This is a genomic window from Corallococcus sp. EGB, from assembly GCF_019968905.1.
In the GTDB taxonomy this organism is placed as follows: domain Bacteria; phylum Myxococcota; class Myxococcia; order Myxococcales; family Myxococcaceae; genus Corallococcus.
In genome coordinates this window covers 605,488-623,338 of record NZ_CP079946.1, presented here as the reverse complement: position 1 = coordinate 623,338, position 17,851 = coordinate 605,488, and the positions used below count along the sequence as shown (strand labels likewise).

General features: G+C 72.1%; 15 protein-coding genes. 8 read left to right on the top strand and 7 right to left on the bottom strand.

The genetic code is table 11. The annotated features are described in order from the left end of the window. Positions 1-35 precede the first annotated feature (35 nt). Both KYK13_RS02635 and KYK13_RS02630 read left to right on the top strand, forming a co-directional pair. Positions 36-1,979, top strand: a complete 1,944-nt coding sequence (locus KYK13_RS02635; RefSeq protein WP_223641696.1) for a PAS domain S-box protein — start codon at positions 36-38, stop codon at positions 1,977-1,979. A gap of 144 nt (positions 1,980-2,123) precedes the next feature. Next, a complete protein-coding gene (locus KYK13_RS02630) occupies positions 2,124-2,303 on the top strand; it encodes a hypothetical protein (RefSeq protein WP_223646971.1) in 180 nt (59 codons plus the stop codon). A gap of 50 nt (positions 2,304-2,353) precedes the next feature. On the opposite strand, the gene KYK13_RS02625 is transcribed toward KYK13_RS02630, so the two are convergent. Then, positions 2,354-2,884: a TspO/MBR family protein gene (locus tag KYK13_RS02625; RefSeq protein ID WP_223641694.1), complete on the bottom strand. Its 531-nt coding sequence runs from the start codon at positions 2,882-2,884 to the stop codon at positions 2,354-2,356. 95 nt (positions 2,885-2,979) lie between these two features. Then, a complete protein-coding gene (locus KYK13_RS02620; protein WP_223641692.1) occupies positions 2,980-3,894 on the bottom strand; it encodes a hypothetical protein in 915 nt (304 codons plus the stop codon). A gap of 272 nt (positions 3,895-4,166) precedes the next feature. On the opposite strand from KYK13_RS02620, the gene KYK13_RS02615 reads away from it, so the two are divergent. From KYK13_RS02615 to KYK13_RS02605, 3 genes are read left to right on the top strand one after another with little or no spacing between them, the layout of a single operon-like run. Next, positions 4,167-6,494, top strand: a complete 2,328-nt coding sequence (locus KYK13_RS02615) for a CHASE2 domain-containing protein (RefSeq protein ID WP_223641691.1) — start codon at positions 4,167-4,169, stop codon at positions 6,492-6,494. A gap of 28 nt (positions 6,495-6,522) precedes the next feature. Then, entirely contained in the window at positions 6,523-7,086 is a 564-nt protein-coding gene (locus KYK13_RS02610; RefSeq protein WP_223641690.1) for an SH3 domain-containing protein, read from the top strand. After that, positions 7,086-8,066, top strand: a complete 981-nt coding sequence (locus tag KYK13_RS02605; protein WP_223641689.1) for a M48 family metallopeptidase — start codon at positions 7,086-7,088, stop codon at positions 8,064-8,066. The genes KYK13_RS02610 and KYK13_RS02605 overlap by 1 nt, the downstream gene beginning before the upstream one ends. 10 nt (positions 8,067-8,076) lie before the next feature. Here the strand turns inward: KYK13_RS02605 and KYK13_RS02600 are convergent, their stop codons facing one another. From KYK13_RS02600 to KYK13_RS02590, 3 genes are read right to left on the bottom strand one after another with little or no spacing between them, the layout of a single operon-like run. Beyond that, on the bottom strand, positions 8,077-9,930 hold the full coding sequence (locus KYK13_RS02600; RefSeq protein WP_223641688.1) for a hypothetical protein: 1,854 nt from the start codon (positions 9,928-9,930) through the stop codon (positions 8,077-8,079). A 9-nt stretch (positions 9,931-9,939) separates the two neighbouring features. Next, on the bottom strand, positions 9,940-10,902 hold the full coding sequence (locus KYK13_RS02595) for a ParA family protein (RefSeq protein ID WP_223641687.1): 963 nt from the start codon (positions 10,900-10,902) through the stop codon (positions 9,940-9,942). Positions 10,903-10,952: 50 nt separating this feature from the next. Beyond that, a complete protein-coding gene (locus KYK13_RS02590) occupies positions 10,953-13,040 on the bottom strand; it encodes a HEAT repeat domain-containing protein (protein ID WP_223641686.1) in 2,088 nt (695 codons plus the stop codon). 239 nt (positions 13,041-13,279) lie between these two features. Between KYK13_RS02590 and KYK13_RS02585 the strand changes: the two genes are divergently transcribed. Beyond that, positions 13,280-14,161, top strand: a complete 882-nt coding sequence (locus KYK13_RS02585) for a nitronate monooxygenase family protein (protein WP_223641685.1) — start codon at positions 13,280-13,282, stop codon at positions 14,159-14,161. A 415-nt stretch (positions 14,162-14,576) separates the two neighbouring features. Next, a complete protein-coding gene (locus tag KYK13_RS02580) occupies positions 14,577-14,951 on the top strand; it encodes a helix-turn-helix transcriptional regulator (RefSeq protein WP_223641683.1) in 375 nt (124 codons plus the stop codon). Positions 14,952-14,959: 8 nt separating this feature from the next. Here KYK13_RS02580 and KYK13_RS02575 read toward each other — a convergent pair whose 3' ends face one another. Together KYK13_RS02575 and KYK13_RS02570 are read right to left on the bottom strand one after the other, a co-directional pair. Further along, positions 14,960-16,351 (bottom strand): sensor histidine kinase, encoded by a 1,392-nt coding sequence (locus KYK13_RS02575; RefSeq protein ID WP_223641681.1) that lies wholly within the window; start codon positions 16,349-16,351, stop codon positions 14,960-14,962. Positions 16,352-16,406: 55 nt separating this feature from the next. After that, positions 16,407-17,033, bottom strand: coding sequence for a phospholipase D-like domain-containing protein (locus KYK13_RS02570; protein ID WP_223646497.1), 627 nt, complete (start codon positions 17,031-17,033; stop codon positions 16,407-16,409). Positions 17,034-17,160: 127 nt separating this feature from the next. Here KYK13_RS02570 and KYK13_RS02565 point away from each other — a divergent pair, with 127 nt between their 5' ends. After that, positions 17,161-17,832 carry a TetR/AcrR family transcriptional regulator gene (locus KYK13_RS02565; RefSeq protein WP_223641679.1) on the top strand — a complete coding sequence of 224 codons (672 nt, stop codon included), beginning with the start codon at positions 17,161-17,163 and terminating at the stop codon, positions 17,830-17,832. The last annotated feature ends 19 nt before the right edge of the window (positions 17,833-17,851 follow it).

The following is a 17,851-nucleotide window of genomic DNA, read 5'->3' as shown; positions in this document are numbered from 1 at the left end:
GGGAAGGTGCGTGCCGGCCCCATCAGGAGCGAGGCATGGCCGGAGGAGCCGCACGGGAGCTGGAAGCCATCTTGGACGCCGCGGTGGACCCCATCATCGCGTGCGGTCCGGACGAGCACATCCTGCATGTCAACGCGGCGACGGAGCGGCTGCTGGGCTGGGACCGCGAGCAGCTGCTGGGCAGGCCCGTCACCGACCTCTTCCCGCTTCGCCTGCACCGCTTCCACGGCCTCAGCCTGCCGCGCTACCTGCTGTCGCGCCGGAGGGCGCTCGGCGGGCGGCCCACGCGCGTCTTCGCCAGGCGGCGCGACGGCGTGGAGCTGCTGGTGGAGATGACCGTGGGCGCTTCCGGCACGGATGGCTGGGAGCGCATCGTGCTCACGCTGCGCCGGCTGCACGAGGTCATTGACTCGCTGGAGGAGCCGGTGGAGCACATCCCCGGCGGCCCGGACGTGGCCTCGCCCCCGGAGACGGCGGACCGGCTCTACCGGCTGCTCGTGGAGAACGCGCCCCTGGGCATCTTCCACTTCGACCGCATGCCCATCATCACCGCGTGCAACGAGCGCTTCGCGGGCGTCATCGGCACGTCGAAGCGCAACCTGGTGGGCCTGAACCTCCTCACGCTCCAGGACGAGCGCATCATGGCCTGCGTGCGCGAGTCCCTGGCCGGCCGGCCCTGCGACTACGAAGGCAACTACCGCTCGGTCACCTCCGGCAAGGAGACGCCCGTGCGCGTGCGCTTCGCCCCCTGCTACGCCGAGGACGGCTCCGTGGAGGGCGGCGTCGGCATCGTGGAGGACATCACCGAGCGCCGCCGTGTGGAGGCCGAGCGCGAGGAGAACCTGGCCCAGCTGGACCTGCTCTTCCGCGGCGCGCCGGTGGGCATCGGCTTCCTGGACACGCGCCTGCGCTACGTGCGCGTCAACGAGACGCTCGCCCGCATCAACGGCATCCCAGCGGAGGCGCACGTCGGCCACACGCTGCCGGAGCTGCTCGGCGAGCCTGGCGCCATCGCGGTGCAGGGGCCCGCGTACGTGCTGCGCACCGGCGAGCCCCTGGTGGACCAGGAGTCCACCTCCGACGACGACCTGGGCGCCCCCGGCCCCCGGCGCTGGTTCCGCGGCAACTTCTATCCCGTGCGCACCCCCGACGGCCGCGTGCTGGGCGTGGGCGTGCTCGTGGAGGACATCACCGAGCGCCGGCGCGCGGAGGAGGAGCGCGCGCAGCTGTACCGCGAGGCCCGCGAGGCCGTCCGCGTGCGCGACGACTTCCTCTCCATCGCGAGCCATGAACTGAAGACGCCGCTGACGCCGCTGAGCCTGCGCCTGGCCACGCTGGAGCGCCGCCTGGAGCGCGGCGAGCAGTTGGAACCCAGCGTGCTGCGCCACGCGCGCCACCAGCTCACGCGCCTCACCGGTCTCATCAACGACCTGCTGGACGCGTCGCGCATCGAGGCCGGCCGGCTGGCGCTGCACCCCGAGGCCACGCGCTTCGACCTGCTGGTGGAGCACATGCTCGGCAGCCTGGAGGCCCAGAAGGGCAACCACACCTTCGAGTTCGAACGTCCCCCGGAGCCCATCTCCGTCCATGGCGACACGTTCCGGCTGGAGCAGGTGGTTTCCAACCTGCTGGAGAACGCGCTCAAGTACAGCCCGGACGGCGGCACCATCCGCGTGCGTCTGTCATTGAGCGACGACCTCGCGTTGCTGTCCGTGACGGACCCGGGCATCGGCATCCCGGAGGACCAGCAGCAGCAGCTCTTCGACCGCTACTTCCGCGCGCGCAACGCGTCCACCCGCTCCTACGGCGGGCTGGGCCTGGGCCTCTACATCAGCCGCGACATCGTGGAGCGCCACGGCGGCCGCATCTGGGTGGAGAGCACGCCGGGACGCGGGTCGACGTTCTACGTCGCGCTGCCGACACTCTCCGCCGCGAGGCCCGCCCTGCCGCAGGTGTGGCCGGATCGCCACCTCCACTGAAGGTGCGCCCGCGCCCTCGCTGAAAGAACTTCAGCCCTGCCCCGCCGCCCCCGCCGGGGGCTCGATGCAAAGGGCTGGAATCCCACGCTTCCCGGCCCTGGCACGCCCCCTGCTCTCCCCCGCTTCACGGGAGGGAAGGCACCCATGGAGAACATGACGATGACGAGCGAGTCGCCGGTCACGCTCGACAACGAGGGATGGCTTGTGCGGGTGAAGGTGGGTGGGCGCATCCAGGAGGTGCGCTGCACGTCGGAGAACCAGGCGCGCTACTTCGCCGCCGTGCTGGCCTTCAACGCGGCCCGCCCCTCGCGCCTGCGCAACTAGCGCGCGAGGCGCCACGGCCCGGCGTCAGGCATCGAGCCGGGCCACACGGCTCAAGCATTGAGCCGCGCGATATCCGTCGACAGCACGTTGGCGAAGGACACCCAGCCCAGATACGGGGCCATGAACCAGGGCGCCTTGCGGTCCACGCGGCTGGCGGCGGCGGTATACGCCGCGATGCTGCCCAGCAGCACCCAGTTCTCCACCGCCGCGGCCTTGAGCTGGCGCTTGCGGAAGAACAGGTGGGACCAGGCGACATTGAGTCCCAGCTGCACGAACCACAGCCCCAGCGCGCGCGAGCGCTGCGCGCCCGCCGGCGAGCCCCAGATGCGCCAGCCAGAGACGGCGATGAGCCCGTAGAGCGCCGTCCACACCGGCCCGAACGCCTGTCGCGGCGGCTGGAACGACGGCTTCTTCAGCCGCTTGTACCAGCGCCCCTCCACGGCCTCGCGGGTGGTGCGCGCGTTGAGGAAGACCGCGCCCGCGGTGAGCGCGCCGAAGGCGCCCAGCGCCACCAGTGATTCACGGTTGAGCGTGGCGTTGCGTTCCAGGCCCTCGGAGCCTCCCAGCTCGCTGAGCTGCATGTCATTCCTCCTGGACGTGATGAAGCCGTGGTGCGAGCCCACAAGCTGTGTCCTCGCGCCACGGCCCGCCAGGTCCGGCCTGCCCGGCTGTCTGCTCAGGGCTGCACGGGAACGGACGCGGACTCCATGGGCGCGCGCGCCTCCGTGGCCACGCCCGCCGCCAGCCAGCCCTTCACCAGCGCCAGGTGTTCGGCCTCCGCGTCCAGCGCCTGCTGGAAGCGGTCCGTCAGCTCCGCCACCAGCAGCGCCTGCGTGGCCTGCCGCAGGTTGGTGCGCGCGTCGGAGATGGCCGCCGGGACCCCCATGGAGATGACCGACGTGAGGTCCGCGGAGGGCGTCATCACCGTGGGGTCCGCGCCCAGCTTCTCCAGGGCCTCCTTCAGGAGCGCGAAGTGGCTCAGCTCGTCCTCGAGGCTCTTCGTGAGCAGCTCACGCGACGGGCCTCCGTCCCAGCTTCCGAAGACGTCCAGCTTGGAGAGCGCGCCCTCGTGGAGCATCCACTGCTCCAGCAGGGACTGGTCCGGGTCGACGAGCGAGCCGCACTGGGTGACGTGCGGCTCCTCGATGGAGGTGATCTCCGTGTAGAGCTGCCGCGCGACGGGGTCCGTGAACGTGGGGCCTACGGTCATGTAGCAGTCGTGCGTCATGAACTCGGACGCGGTGATGGTCATCGCGTGCAGCTTGGACAGCGGATGCGCCGCCTTGCGGTCATACGCGCGGCGCACGTCGTCCAGCGGATGGCGGTGCTCCACGGCGGTGGGGCGGCCCGGGATGATGTCGGTATAGGACTGGGTGAAGTTGTTGGGGTCGCTGCCCTCCAGCCGGTCATAGAGCGCGAAGCTGTGCTTCATGCGCACGGCATCCGCCTCGATGCCGTTCATCAGGATGACGCGCGTCCGGGTGAACGCGTCGTCATCCAACTTGCTATAGGGCCGCCGCACGAGGTCCTTCCAGGTGAAGGCCTGGCGCTCCACGGGGACGCCTCTTTCTTTGAACAGGCCCAGGGCCAAGGGGTGACTCCTTTGGGCTGGGACGGGGCGTTGAAGCGCGGGGATGGAAGTCATCGCCTCGGGTCCCATGGGCTCAAGGTTGGGGGCCTGCCACCATTGGCAACAGGCAGGCGGCCGTACGGCGCGAGGGACTGTGAAGGCTCGCAGGGCCCCTTGCTTCGCGGACCTCTCTGGATCCTCTTGGAGGCGGGTGCGCTTCCATGACGAAGCGCACGTGCCGAGGGGGCGCGTCTCGGAGTAGCGTACCGTCACCGACCTCGCGGGGAGGGGCCGTGGCGGGTGAGACGTGGAAGACCATCCAGGAACGTTGGCGCCATCACGGGCTCCTGATGCTGGGGGTCGCGGTGGCGGCCACCCTCGTCGCGTGGGCGTTCGAGTCGAGCCCCTTGATGGAGGACGCGGAGCACAGCGCGTATGACCACGCGCTGCGCACGTATACGGCCGGGCGCGCCCGGTCCGACCAGGTGGTCGTGGTGGCCATCGACCAGAGCACCATCGATGCCATCAGCCAGGACGCGCAGCTCCAGGCCAACTTCGGCAACTGGCCGTACACGCGCACGCTCTGGGCGCGCGTCGCGCAGGAGCTGAAGGCCGCGGGCGCGAGGGCCGTGCTGTTCGACGCGGTGATGGACGAGCGGGCGTCCGACGAGTCCTCCGACCTGGGCTTCGCGCAGGTGCTGCGCGAGACGGGCCTGCCCTTCTACGTGGGAGTGGTGAGCAGCGGCGCCGCGAAGCCGCTCGTCCGCGCGGACTTCCAGGCCCCCGTGCCGCTGACCGCGCCAGAGGCCCCGCCCCCGGCCGAGCCTCCCGGCGACACGTTCCCGGAGGAGTTCGAGGACGCCCCGGCTCCCGCCACGCCCGCGCTGACGCCCGAGGTCCTGGCGCGGGCGCTCGCCTTCCCGGTGAGCAGGGAGGGAGGGGGGCCGCTGCGCCCGCTCCAGACGGCGTCATCACCGCCCCGCCATCCGGTGCCCCCGACGCCCGCGCTGGTGGGAGCGGTGAACGGGTTCGGGCTGGTGGACACGGAGGCGGATCCGGACGGCTTCATGCGCCGCACGTTCTTCGCGTACACGGACGGCATCAACACCTACACGACGCTGCCGGTGCGCATGATGGCGGACCTGCTGGGCGCGAAGGAGGTCACGTTCTCCGGCCGCACGCTCCGCCTGGGCGGGCGCACGTGGCCCGTGGACGCGGACGGCAGCGCCGCGCTGGACTACGGCGGCGCGCTGCATGAGCGCTTCCAGCTGGTGCCCCTCATCTCCGTGCTGAACGATTGGATCCACCGCGCCCACGGTGAGCGCGTGAAGCTGCCCGCGGACACGTTCCAGGGGAAGGTCGTCGTCATCGGGGGCACGGCGGTAGGCGTCAACGACATCAAGGCCACGCCCTTCTCCGCCACACAGCCGGGCCTCGTGAAGCAGGCCACGGTGGTGGACACGCTGTTGTCGGGGACGTTCATCACCCGCGCGCCCCCGGCCGTGAACCTGGCCCTGACGTTCCTCATGGCGCTGGTGTCCGTGGTGCTGCTGATGACGGCGCGCTGGACGCTGCTGGAGGTGGTCTGGCCGCTGGCGCTGGTGCAGGGGCTGCTCGTGCTCACGGGCCTGCTGCTCAAGACCGCGCACACGCACGTGCTGATGGCGATGCCGGCGCTGGCGGGCGTGGGCGCCAGCGTGGCGGCGCTGGCGTTCAACCACCTGGTGGCCAACCGCGAGACGCAGTTCATCCGGCAGGCGTTCCACCGCTTCATGGAGCCCAAGCTGGTGGAGCAGATGATCCGCTCGCGGCAGCTGCCGCGCCTGGATGGGGAGAACAAGGAGATCACCGCGTTCTTCAGCGACATCCGCGGCTTCTCCACCTTCAGCGAGCGCTTCAAGGAGGACCCGCGCCAGCTGGTGCGCATCCTCAACACGTACCTCACGACGGTGAGCGGGGCGCTGCTGCGCGAGGGCGGGTGCCTGGACAAGTACATCGGCGACGCGGTGGTGTGCCTCTTCGGCGCGCCCATGGCCCAGGAGGACCACGCCGTGCGCGCGTGCCGGGGGGCGTTGGCGGCGAAGGCGGCGGTGGACGCGCTGCGCGAGGACTTCCGCCAGAAGGGGTTCCCGGACGTGTTCACGCGCATCGGCGTGAACAGCGCGGTGAACTTCGTGGGCAACTTCGGCAGCGACCAGCTCTTCAGCTACACGGCCATTGGCGACGGCATGAACCTGGCCGCGCGCCTGGAGGGCGCGAACAAGGCCTACGGGTCCGTCATCATGATTGGCCCACGCACCTACGAGCTGGCGAAGGAGCACATCGAGGTGCGCGAGCTGGACCGGGTGCGCGTGGCGGGCAAGACGGAGGCCGTCACGGTGTACGAGCTGCTCGCGCTCAAGGGCCAGCTGGACGCGGCCACCCGGCACACGGTGGCGCGCTACCACGAGGCCTTGGGGCTGTACCGCGAGGCGCGCTTCGCGGAGGCGGCGGCGGTGCTGGAGGCGGAGGCCGCGCGGTCGCCGGAGGACGGTCCCACGGCGAAGCTGCTGGAGCGCTGCCGCGAGTACCGGGAGGCGCCTCCGGAGAATTTCGACGGCGTCGCGAATCTGGAGAAGTGACGGCGTATCAGGTCAGGGGAGCACGACGATGAGACGATGGACCTGGGGCATCCTGCTGTTGGCGCTGGGGGTGCCGGCGACGGCCGCGTGGGCGGTGAAGAAGGACGAGAAGCTCTACGTGAAGGCACGCAACACGCGCGTGCTCAAGAGCGCCGCGCCCACCGCGGACGTGGTGGCGGTGCTCCAGCCCGGCCAGCAGGTGACGTGGAAGGGCGCGGATCCGAAGAACGCGCAGTGGCACCAGGTGACGGAGCCCGGAGGCAAGGCCGGCTACGTGTTCCAGACGAACCTGTCCACGAAGCCGCCCGACATGGAGCTGGTGGCCAAGGACGGCCAGACGCGCGCCATCGACCCGGCGTCCTTCGTGTCCAGCGGCGCGGCGGTGAAGGCGCTGAGCCCGGGCGCGGAGAAGTACGGCAAGGAGAAGGGCGGCGACTACGCGACCGCCGTGTCCCAGCTCCAGAAGCTGGAGGGCCTGGCGCTCAAGGTCACCCCGGTGGAGATCGACGAGCACGTGCGGCAGGCCGGGTTGTTTCCCGTGGTGGCCCCCAACACGAAGCTGGGTCCCCAGGCGAAGAAGGGGGTGAAGTGATGCGCTCGCGACTGGGAGTGCTGGTGGCGGCGGGCCTGGGCCTCACGTCGTGCGCCCAGGTGACGAAGGGCCTGAAGGCCGCGAACCTGGGCGGTGACGTGAACCGGGTGGTGGCGGCGTCGGAGAAGGTGCAGTCCTGCGACAAGCTGAAGGTCGAGCCGGCCGTCCAGGAGGAGTACGCGCTGGGCAGCGCGCTGGCCATCCACTGGGCCCAGCAGGGCGACGGGCTGATGCTGTCGAACACCGCCGAGGAGGGGCTGAACACCTACGTCAACACGGTGGGCCGCAACCTGGCGATGCAGTCCCCCCGCCCGGAGCTGCGTTGGACGTTCGGCGTGCTCAAGGACGCGAAGAACTTCAACGCCCTGTCCGCGCCCGGGGGCTACGTGTTCGTCACGCGCCGGCTGCTCCAGGGTGTGGACAACGAGGCGCAGCTCGCGGGCGTGCTGGCGCATGAGATTGCGCACGTCGTGCTCAAGCACTCGCTGCACCAGTACGTCTCCGTGAAGGTGAACACCTGCAAGACCGCCGCGGTGACAGGCGCCGTGGTGACGGCGGTGGCTTCGAAGGTGGTGGGCGCGAGCCGGCTGGACGGCCGGCTGGACCTGGACTCGGACACGGGGCTGATGGGGGAGATGGTCGAAGGCACCGTGGAGCTCGCCGGCAAGGGCCACCGCAAGGACGAGGAGCTGGCGGCGGACGCGCTCGCGGTGGAGCTGATGTTGTCCGCGGGCTACGACCCGGGGGAGTACTCGCGGCTGCTCGGACAGACGACCGGGGGCGGCGGACTCTGGGCGAACCACCCCAGCGCGAAGGACCGCCAGGCTCAGATTGCCGACCTCGTCCAGGCGCGGCGGAACGAAGCGGATCCGCTCGCGCGGGTGGACGTGGCGTCGCTCCACCGGCCGGCCCTGCCCGCGGCCTTCGCCATCGTGGGCCCCCCGAAGAAGCCCACGAACCTGGCGAAGGACGCGAAGTAGGCGCCGGGCTTCAGCGCACCGTGGCCTGGCTGAGGGCGCGGTGCACGGACTCCAGGGCCTTGCGCGCCTCCAGCAGCTCGGCGCGCTCGGCGGTGAGGGACGCGACCTGCTGGGCCAGCACGTCGCGCTCGCCCTGGAGCGTCTCCACGGCGCGGCGCAGGGAGGCGGACTCGTCCTTGGCGCCCTCCAGCTCCACCGCGAGGCGCTCCTCTTCCGCGAGGCTGTCGGCCAGGGCCAGCTTGCCCTTGGCCACCACCTGCTCCAGCGCCTCGTGCTCCCGGGCGGCGGCCTGGAGGGCCTGGCGCGCCTCCTGGAGGGAGAGGAGCGCTTCGTCGCGCTCACCTTCCAGCGACGCCAGTTCGCGCTCCAGGTCCGCGAGCAGCTTCACGCGGCCCTCCATCTCCGCGGACAGGCGGCGGGCCTCGTCCATGCGCAGGCGGGCTTCCTCGGTGGCCTTCTCCGCCTGACGGCGGGCGACCTCCAGGTCCTGCGTGAGGGTGAGGTTGAGCGCCTTGATCTTGGTGAGTTCCGCCTGGAGGTGGGTGATGCGCTCCACGGCGCGCTGACCGGCCTCGGCGACGGTGGCGGGCAGCGGCTCCGGGCGCGGGTTCTCGCGCACGGCCTTGAGGCGGGCCTTGAGCTTCTCGCGGCGGGATTCGGAGTCATCCTCGCGAGGAGGCGCGGGCGTCTGGACCTCGACGGGGGCGGGGGCGGCTTCCTGTCGGGCCACCGTCTCGGTGGTGGTGACAGTGGGGGCCTGGACGGCAGCGTACGTCGTCATGGGCTCTGCCTCGGAAGGCATGCGGAGGGCCTGAACGCCCATCCGTCCATCGAACTGTACTCCGGGAGGCGGGCCCGCGAAGGTGACCGGGGCGCCCCGAGGGGCCTCCGCCTGTGCCATCGCCGGAGGCGGCGAGGCGAACGTGACCGGAGGCCCCCGCGTGTCCATGCGAGGGGCCTCGACCGGGGCCTGATGCGTCGCGAACGTGGCGCGAGCGGCTTCCGCGTGCGTCGCCGGGCCGGCGACCGCCGCACGCGCGTCGGCCTGGGGCGGCACCGGCGCGGGAGCGGCTTCCACGGGCGGCGCGGCCGGACGCTCCATGCGGGCCACCTCGGCGCGCAGCGCCTCCGTGTGCGTCACCGAGTGGGCCAGGGGCGCCACGCGCGTCGCGTCCACGTGCGCCGCGGCTTCCGGACGCGCCGTCAGCGCATCCCACCGCGCGGCGGCGGGCGCGGGCGGCTCCAGGTGCGTGGGCGTCGGCTCGGCGCCCAAAGGCTCCCGGCCGAAGGCCTCGACCGCGGACTCCCGCTGCTGCGCGACGGACACGTTCCACGCGGACGCGGCCACGGCCTCCGCCACTTCACGGTGCGACACCGGCGGCACGGCGTCCGCGTCCCAGACGGACTCCTCGGGCGCGGGCGCCTGCGCCACGTTCCAATCGGACGCGGTCTCCTGCGAGTCCGTCTCCAGCCACGGCGCGGGCGGCGCCTCTTCCTCCTCGCGGCGCGCCTCCGGGGACACCAGCGCGGACAGCGCGTGCGACACCGGCGAGAACGAAGGCGCCGTCACCGCCGGCAGTCCCTGCGCGGCCGGGGGCGGCGCGGTGTGCCTGGGCGGTGCGTTGAGCGCGGCCTCCATCGCCTCGGCGGCGGTGGGGCGCGGGCCGGCGCGGCGCTCGATGCGCGAGCGCACCTCGGAGGACAGGTCCGGCGCCTCCGCGGCGGGCGGCGGCGCCTCCGGCGCGGCGGGCTCCGGCTGCGCGGCGGTCCCCGTGGGGTCGGCCGGGTCGAGGGCACCCGTCAGCGCCCCCAGACGGAGGCGCGGCTTCGCGCGGGACACGTTCTGTTCGAAGGCTTTCTTCATGGGGAAATCTCAGCCGGCTTTCGTCGCGGTGCCGGCCTTCACCGCCGCGGCGTGCGCGGCCACCAGGCGCGGCAGCACGTTGTCCAGCATGGCCTGGATGTCGCTGGCCCCCTTGGACGTGGGGTCCGCCACGAAGACCGGGCGGCCCTCGCTGGAGGCCTGCGCGAACTTGGTGCACTGCCGGATGATGGTGGGCAGCAGGTACTCGGGGTAGTGCGTCTGGAGCGCCTCCAGCGCCTCCTTGGCCAGCTTGAAGGTGGCGTTGAAGGAGTTCACCACGATGAACACGTGGTCCAGCACGTGGTTCAGGTCCTCCTCCAGGCTCTGCACCGTTTCGAACAGCAGCTTGAGGCCGTGGAAGGACAGGAAGTCCGCGAGCACCGGCACGAACAGGTCGTTCGCGGCCATCAGCGCGTTCAGGTTGAGCAGACCGAAGGACGGAGGCGCGTCGAAGACGATGAAGTCGTACTGCGCCTCCACGTCCTTGAGCGCGTTGCGCAGCTTGAACTCACGGCCGGCCATGGGCATCAGCGCCAGGTCCACCGTGGACATGCTCAGGTTGGACGGGATGAAGTCCAGGTTGGGCAGGGTGGACTTCTGCACCACCTGCGCGAGCGGCGTCTTGCGCACCAGCACGTCCAGCAGCGTCTTCTCGAAATCCTCGCCCTCGTAGCCCAGGCACTTGGTGGCGTGGCCCTGGCTGTCCAGGTCGATGAGGAGGACCGCGTAGCCCAGCTCCGCCAGGCGCCAGGCGTAGGACGTGGACAGGGACGTCTTGCCGGTGCCGCCCTTGAAGTTGAGGAAGAGCTGCTTGCGCAGGCCCGCGGTGGGCGGGAACTTGTTGAGCGTCGTGCGCAGCTCCCACACGTCCTCCGGGCCGTAGGCGTCCTTGCGCAGCTCCGCGGGGATGCCCTTCGGAGTCACGCCGAGCATCTCGGCCACCTGCTTCGAGCTGTACGTCGGCGCTTCCATGAACGACCCTTCGGATGACGTGTGAGGCCTGGGTGCGTTTGCACCTTGCCTCAAGCGGCGAAGTATTTGTGCCCCCTTCGCACGATGGCCCCTCGGGCCACCAGCAGGGCGACGGCCTCCTGGGCCAGTTCCGCGGGGGCGGACAGCCCGGACGTCAGCTCAGCGAGCGAGCGTCCGCGAACGGCGACCCGCACCTCCTGCAACATCGCCCCACACAGCGCTTCCACGGGAGAGGGGCCGCGCTGGGGAGGAACCGGCGGCGGGGTGGCGGGCGCGGGAGCCCGGGCGGGAGGCGGCGCGCCCATGGCGACCAGCGCGGCCTGCACGGGCGTCCGCCGCGCGGCGGGAGGCGGCACGGGCGCGGCAGGAGGAACAGGGGCCACCGGGCGCGACGGCGGCGCGGAGGGCCCCGAGGCGAAGGACACGGGCCCGCCATTCGCGACCCGGGCGGGCGCCGCGCCCTGCATCGAGACCTGGGCAGGCGCCGGGGCCGCACCACCGTGCATCGCGACGGGGGCGGAGCGCGCACCGCCCCCGGTTGCGACGGCGAGCGCGGGGGCGGCCATGGGGACGGCGGTCCACTGCGAGGTGTTCGCGGCCACGTCCGCGAGCGACACCGGTACGGCGGCGTGCGCGGGAATCGACGGGATGGCCTGCGGCGCCGCGACTGGAGCGCTCGCCTGCTGCGCGGCATTCATCGTCATCGGCTGCACGGCCTGCGCGGGCGCGGAGACAGGCTGAGCGCCCTGCCCCACCGGCTGCGCGGCATTCACCGCGGCGGGCTGAGCCTCCGCGACCGCGGGGGCCGGGCGGGCGGGCTTCACCTCCAGCGTCGCGCGCACGGGCTTCACGGGCAGCGTCGCCAGCCGGCGGATCTCCCGCCGCCGGTGCGCATCATCCAGCGCGACCACCGCGGACACGTCGTGGCCCAGGATGCGCGACAGGCTCTGCGCCGCCGCCTTGCGCACGCGCGCCTCGCCGTCATCCAGCGCGCCCAACAGCAGCGTCCGCGCGTTCTCGCCCCGGCCCGCGCCCAGCGCCAGCGCCGCCAGCGCGCGCACTTCCGGGTCCGCGTCGTGGATGGCGTCCTCGCCCAGCCGCCGCGCCGTCTCCCCCTCCAACCCCAGGGCCAGCAGCGACGCGCGCCGGCGCACCGACCGGTCCGCGTCCTTCATCGCCTGCGCCAGATGAGGCGCCGCGTCCTTCGGCGCCAGCACCAGCAGCGCCTTCAGCGCCGCGATGCGCACCTCCGGCACCGGCGACGACAGGAGCGGCGACACCACCGACGCGCCCTCCTCCCGGCACAGCCCCGCGAACGCCTGCACCAGCGCCACCTGCGCCGTCGGGTCCGTCTCCGCGTGCAGCGCCGCCGCCAGCGCGGGCGCCGCCGCCGGATGCGCCAGCGCCTTCAGCCGCTCCGCCGCCCGCACGCGCGCCGCCGCGTCCGCCGCGGACAGCTCCCGCACGGAGAACCCGAACAGCGTCTCATCCGTGGGGCTGCCGGCGTGCCCCGACAGCTCCGCCATCTGCTCCGCGCTCACCTTCAGCCGGCCCTCGCTCTGCAGCCGCTGCGCCTCGCGCGCCACCGGCGACAGCCCCGACTCCACCACGGCCGCCGGGGCCCGCTGCGGAATGGGCGGCGCGGGCTTCTCCGTCCACGGCACGCTCGGCTCGGAGGCCTTCAGGGGCACCGCCGGACCGCTGAACGGCGCGCGCACCGCGGGCACGTCCCCGCGGAGGATGACCTCGCTGCGCAGCTGCGAGATGAACGACGCCAGGTCGAACCCCAGCTCGTCGTCATCGTCCTGCGCCACCGCGCGCGGCTGGCCCGACGAGTGGATCCGGCTCGCGTCCAGCAGCTTCGCCATCAGCTGGTCGCGCTCCAGCCGCAGCGCCTGGTTGAGCCGCGACAGCTCCTCGCGCTCGGCCTGGGCGCGGGCGCTCTTCACCTCCAGCCCGGCCAGCTCCCGGCGCAGCTCCAGCTCGCGCTGACGCGCCTCCGACAGGTCCTCCTTGAGGTGCGAAAGCTCGTCGCGCGCGGACGCCAGCTCGCCATGCAACTGCTGCGCACGGGCCTCGAAGTAGACGATCTTTTCGAGTGCGCTCTTGAGCAGCGCGTCCGGACGCTCGTCACTCACGACTGGCTCTGGCCTCCCCGCGAAGGCGCTCGGCGGCGCTCCCCGGTTCGCGTCACCGAAGGGACTCCCCGGTTTCCCGGCCTGGCGCCGGGGCAGGCACCTTATGTCAGCCCTACGTGCTACGTAAACCACGGAAACACCAGGGGTTTTCCCCCGCCGGGACACGCCGTGATTGACAACGCCGCCCAGGCCGATTTTTCGGCCTCGCGCTCGCGTGCACGCATGCTCCAATGGCCGGCATGGCTCCTACGCGCATCGACACCGCGGTGACCCGGATGTTGGGGATCCGCTATCCCATCGTCGCAGCCCCCATGTTCCTGGTGTCCAACGCGGCGCTCCTGGAGGCGGCCGGGCGCGCGGGCGCCATCGGGGCGGTGCCGTCGCTCAACTTCCGCACCGCGCAGGCGTACCGGGACTTCCTCCACACGTTCCCCCAGGAGGTGCCCTTCGGCGTGAACCTCATCCTCAAGTGGGCCGAGCGCCTGGAGGAGGACGTGGCCGCGACGGTGGAGCGCAAGGTGCCGCTGGTCATCACCAGCCTGGGCGACCCCACGCCCATCGTGGAGCGCGTGCACGCGTACGGCGGCAAGGTGTGGAGCGACGTGATTTCGCTGCGCCACGCGGAGAAGGCCGTGAAGGCCGGCGTGGACGCGCTCGTCGCCGTGGGCAGCGGCGCGGGCGGCCACGCGGGCAACCTGAGCCCCATGGTGCTGGGGCCGTGGCTCAAGGAGGAGCTGGGCGTGCCGGTGGTGCTCGCGGGCGCGCTGTCCACGGGCCGCCACCTGGCCGCGACGCTCGCGCTGGGCATGGACGGCGCGTACGTGGGCACGCGCTTCCTGGCCACGGAGGAAGCCGGCGCCGCGCCCGACTACAAGCAGGCGCTGGTGGATGCCAACCCCGAGGACCTGGAGTACACGAAGGAAGTGACGGGCGTGCACGGCAACTTCCTCAAGGCCGCGCTGGAGCGCTTCCGCGCGGGCCAGGGCAAGGCGTGGAAGGACACCTGGAGCGCGGGCCAGGGCGTGGCCTTCGTGAAGGACGTGCTGCCCGCCGCCACCGTCGTGGAGCGCATGGTGCGCGAGTACTCCGAAGCCCGCGCCACGCTGCCGTCCGAATCCTGAAGCAGCCCGGGTGACGTGCCCCGCTTCCGGCCCCCTCCGGCCGCAAGCGCGCGGTCTCCCCGGACCCTCGCGAACCGTCTCCCAGCCCACGGAGCAACCCGCCACGTCGGGCGACCTCGCACGGCCTTCCCCTGACGTCATGGGAGGGGCGGAGCCGCGCGCGCCTACCACCCCGGTTCGACGCGCGTCGCACGCGCGAAAAAATCACCTGGAAAGCCTTGCCAAACGCGCGCGCCAGAACGGCGGAAACGGCGGATTGTCGCGGGTTTGCGGGCCCTGTCCGCACGCCCGGAGATGTCAGACCCCACTCGTAATCTGTGTCTCACGAGGTCACGCAAGGCAGCGACTTCTCCCCGGTACCTCTCCGTCTGGAATGCGGGGGGAGAAGCTCCTCTTTCGACAGGTTTTCCACGCCATGGAACAGCGACTGGCAACCCTCATTGGAAACGCGGTGCGAGTGGCCCGGCAGCGGCTGGAGCTGACGCAGGCCGACGTCGCCGAGCGCGTCGGCATCGCCACCGAGGTGTACGGCCGTTTGGAGCGCGGGCACATGCTGCCCAGCGTGCGGACGTTGCGGAAGTTGTGCCTGGTGCTCAACTGCTCGTCGGACGTGTTGCTCGGGTTGAGCGCGACGGCGGCGGTGACGGAGGACGGCGCGCCGCAGCTCGCGGAAGATCCGCCGGAGTACCGCGAGCGTCCCGAGGTGCGGCGCCTCCTGCGCACCGTGCGCAAGCTGGACTCGCCGCGCCTGCGGCTGTTGGGGCAGGTGGCGCACGCGCTGGAGCGCTGAAGGGGCCGCTACTTGGCCGCGGGCTCCGCGTCCACGGACGCGGGGGGCTCGCGGTGGACAGGGGGGGATGAAGTCCCGGCGACGGGCAGCCGGAGGATGAAGCGCGCACCGCCTTCCGCGCGGTTCTCCACATCCAGGGTGCCGCCCGCGCGCGCCACGTAGTCGCGGCAGAGCGCCAGGCCCAGGCCGGTGCCCTTGCCGGGCGGCTTCGTGGTGAAGAAGGGCTCGAAGAGGCGTGGCAGCGCGGCCTCCGGGATGCCCGGCCCGTTGTCCTCCACCTCCACCCGCACGCGGCCGTCCTCCATGCGCGCGCGCAGCACCACGTGCGCGGGCTTGCTGGAGCGGGCGGCCTCCAGCGCGTCCGCGGCGTTGAGCAGCAGGTTCACCAGCACCTGCACCAGGTGGCGGGGCGTGACGCGCGCGGGGGAGAGCCCCGGCGCCACGTCGCGCTCCACCACGCCCAGGCTCCTCAGGCGCACCGAGGCCAGCCGCTGCGCCTCGGCCAGCGTCTCCGCCACGTCGCAGGACTCCGCGCCGTCGGGGGCCTCGCGGGAGAACAGGCGCAGGTCGGTGACGATCTGCTGGATGCGCAGCACGCCCTGCTGCGTCTCCTCCAGCACGCGGCGCACGTCGTCCAGGTCCTCGGGGACGCCTTGCGCCCATTCCTCCTGGAGGTAGTGCAGGTTCGATTTCACGTACGCGAGCGGGTTGTTCACCTCGTGGGCCACGCCCGCGGCCAGCTGCCCCACCACCACCAGCCGCTCCACCTCCGCGCGCTGCCGCTCCACGCGCGCGCGGCGCGACTCGCTCTCCGCCAGCTGGCGCAGGGCCTCCATTCGCTCCAGGTGCGCGTTGCGCTCGGCCGCGCGCAGCTTGCGGAAGGCCTCCGCGCCGTGCGCGGACACCGCGAACACGAAGAGGAGGCTGAAGCACTGGCTGACCATGCCCGTCCACGGCACGTGCGCCCACCCCATCATCAGCAGCACCGCCAGCAGCGTCCCGGCCATGGCGAACCACACCGGGAGCCGCTGCCCTGGGACGAAGACGGTGACGAAGAGGGGCACCGTGTAGAACGAGGGGAACAGCGGGCTCGACTGGCCGCCGGTGAGCTCGATGCATACCGCGAGCGCGGTCAGGCTGACGGTGCCCGCCGCGATGCCGCTGAACGGCGGGCGCAGCCACCCCGCGCCGACGACGCCCCCCAGCACGAGGAACGTGCCGGCCCACGCCAGGTGCACGGCGAGGAAGTCCGCGTGGAAGCGGCCCAGAACCACCGGGTGCGCCAGCGAGCCCAGCGTGATGATCAGCGAGCACCACCAATACGTGCGCCGCCGGACCCGACGACGGGCCCGGACGTCCGCGTCCGCGTCATCCCATGCGCTGGCAGCTGGAGGCTTCACCCCGCGCGGGTCCGCCCGGACGCGCTGCGCGGCGTGCGAGGCGCGAAGTACAGCTTCATGTCGAGTCCTCCCGAGGACGGCGCAGGCGGCGGGATTTCCCCAAGCGAACCCCGTCCCGCCCCCGTTTCTTCGCCTGTCCGGCGCCGGAGGGCAAGATGGGGTCCGGACAGACCGAGCGGAGCCGACATCCGCGGCACTCGGCGCCGCTCCACACCGCCTCGAAGAGGGCGCACGTCCGGTCGATGGTGTCGAAGTCCTCGGTCACGAAGCCCAGCTCGAAGTTGCGGACGTCCTCGCCCTTGGCGCCCAGTCCCGCGCCGGTGAGGTTCGCGCTCCCCAGGTAGACCCACGCACCATCCACCACCACCGCCTTGAAGTGGACGCGCGGGCACACCTTCAGTTCCAGCCCCCCCTTCACCAGCCGCGAGCGGGCGTCGAACGCGGCCCGGAACGGCCGGCTGGGCAGCTCCGCGTGCAACAGCCGCAGCGCCACGCCCCGGGCGGCCAGCCCATCCAGCACCTCCAGGAGCGGCACGAACGCCCCCTTCGAGCGCTCCACGTACATGGCCTTCACGTTGGCGGTGGCCATCCACACCGACTCGCGCGCGTGGGCCAGCTTGCGCAGCACCACCTCCTGGTACAGCGCGCTCCCCGACAGCAGCTCCGCGTCGATGGGTCTCATCATGTCACCCAGCGTCGCACACAGGATTACACCATTCCACCCCCCGCCCCACCTGCTCCGTCGGCCGGTGGATGGAAGGATGCCCCGGCGGCTTGACCGATGACCTGGGGTCATTTAACTCCGGGTCATGGCGGGAGCACTGGCCGCGAAGCGGGAGGTCCCCCTGCGGGCGCGGCGGGACGAGGACAAGGAAGCGCGGCGGCGGGAGCTGCTGGACGCGGCGCGGGCGCTGTTCGAGGCCACGTCGTTCGCCGAGGTGAAGATGGCGGACGTCGCGGCGCGCACGGGCCTGGCGAAGGGGACGGTGTTCCTCTACTTCCCGACGAAGGAGGCGCTGTTCCTGGCGCTCCTGGACGACCTGCTCACCGCGTGGTTCGCGAAGCTGAACGGGCGCCTGGCGGAGGGCGGCGCGTGGACGGGCCCCCAGCTTGCGCGCGCGGTGGCCGGGTCGCTGGAGGGCGAGGAGACCTTCACGCGGCTGTTGGCGCTGGCGCAGACGGTGCTGGAGCAGAACGTGACGGTGGCGCAGGCGCGCGCGTTCAAGGAGCGCGTGCTGGTGGCCATGGGCACGACGTCGGCGCTGCTCCAGGCGCGGCTGCCCTCGCTCACGCCGGCGACGGCGGGCCAGTTCATCCGCCACGTGCACGCGCTGATGACGGGGCTGCGGCAGATGGCGGACATCGCGCCCGTGTCGCGCGAGGTGCTGACGCTGCCGCACATGGCGCCCCTGCGCGTGGACTTCACCGCCGAGCTGACGGCGGCCATCACCACCCTTCTTCGCGGGCTCGAGGTCCGCTGATCCTCTTTCACAGTTTCTA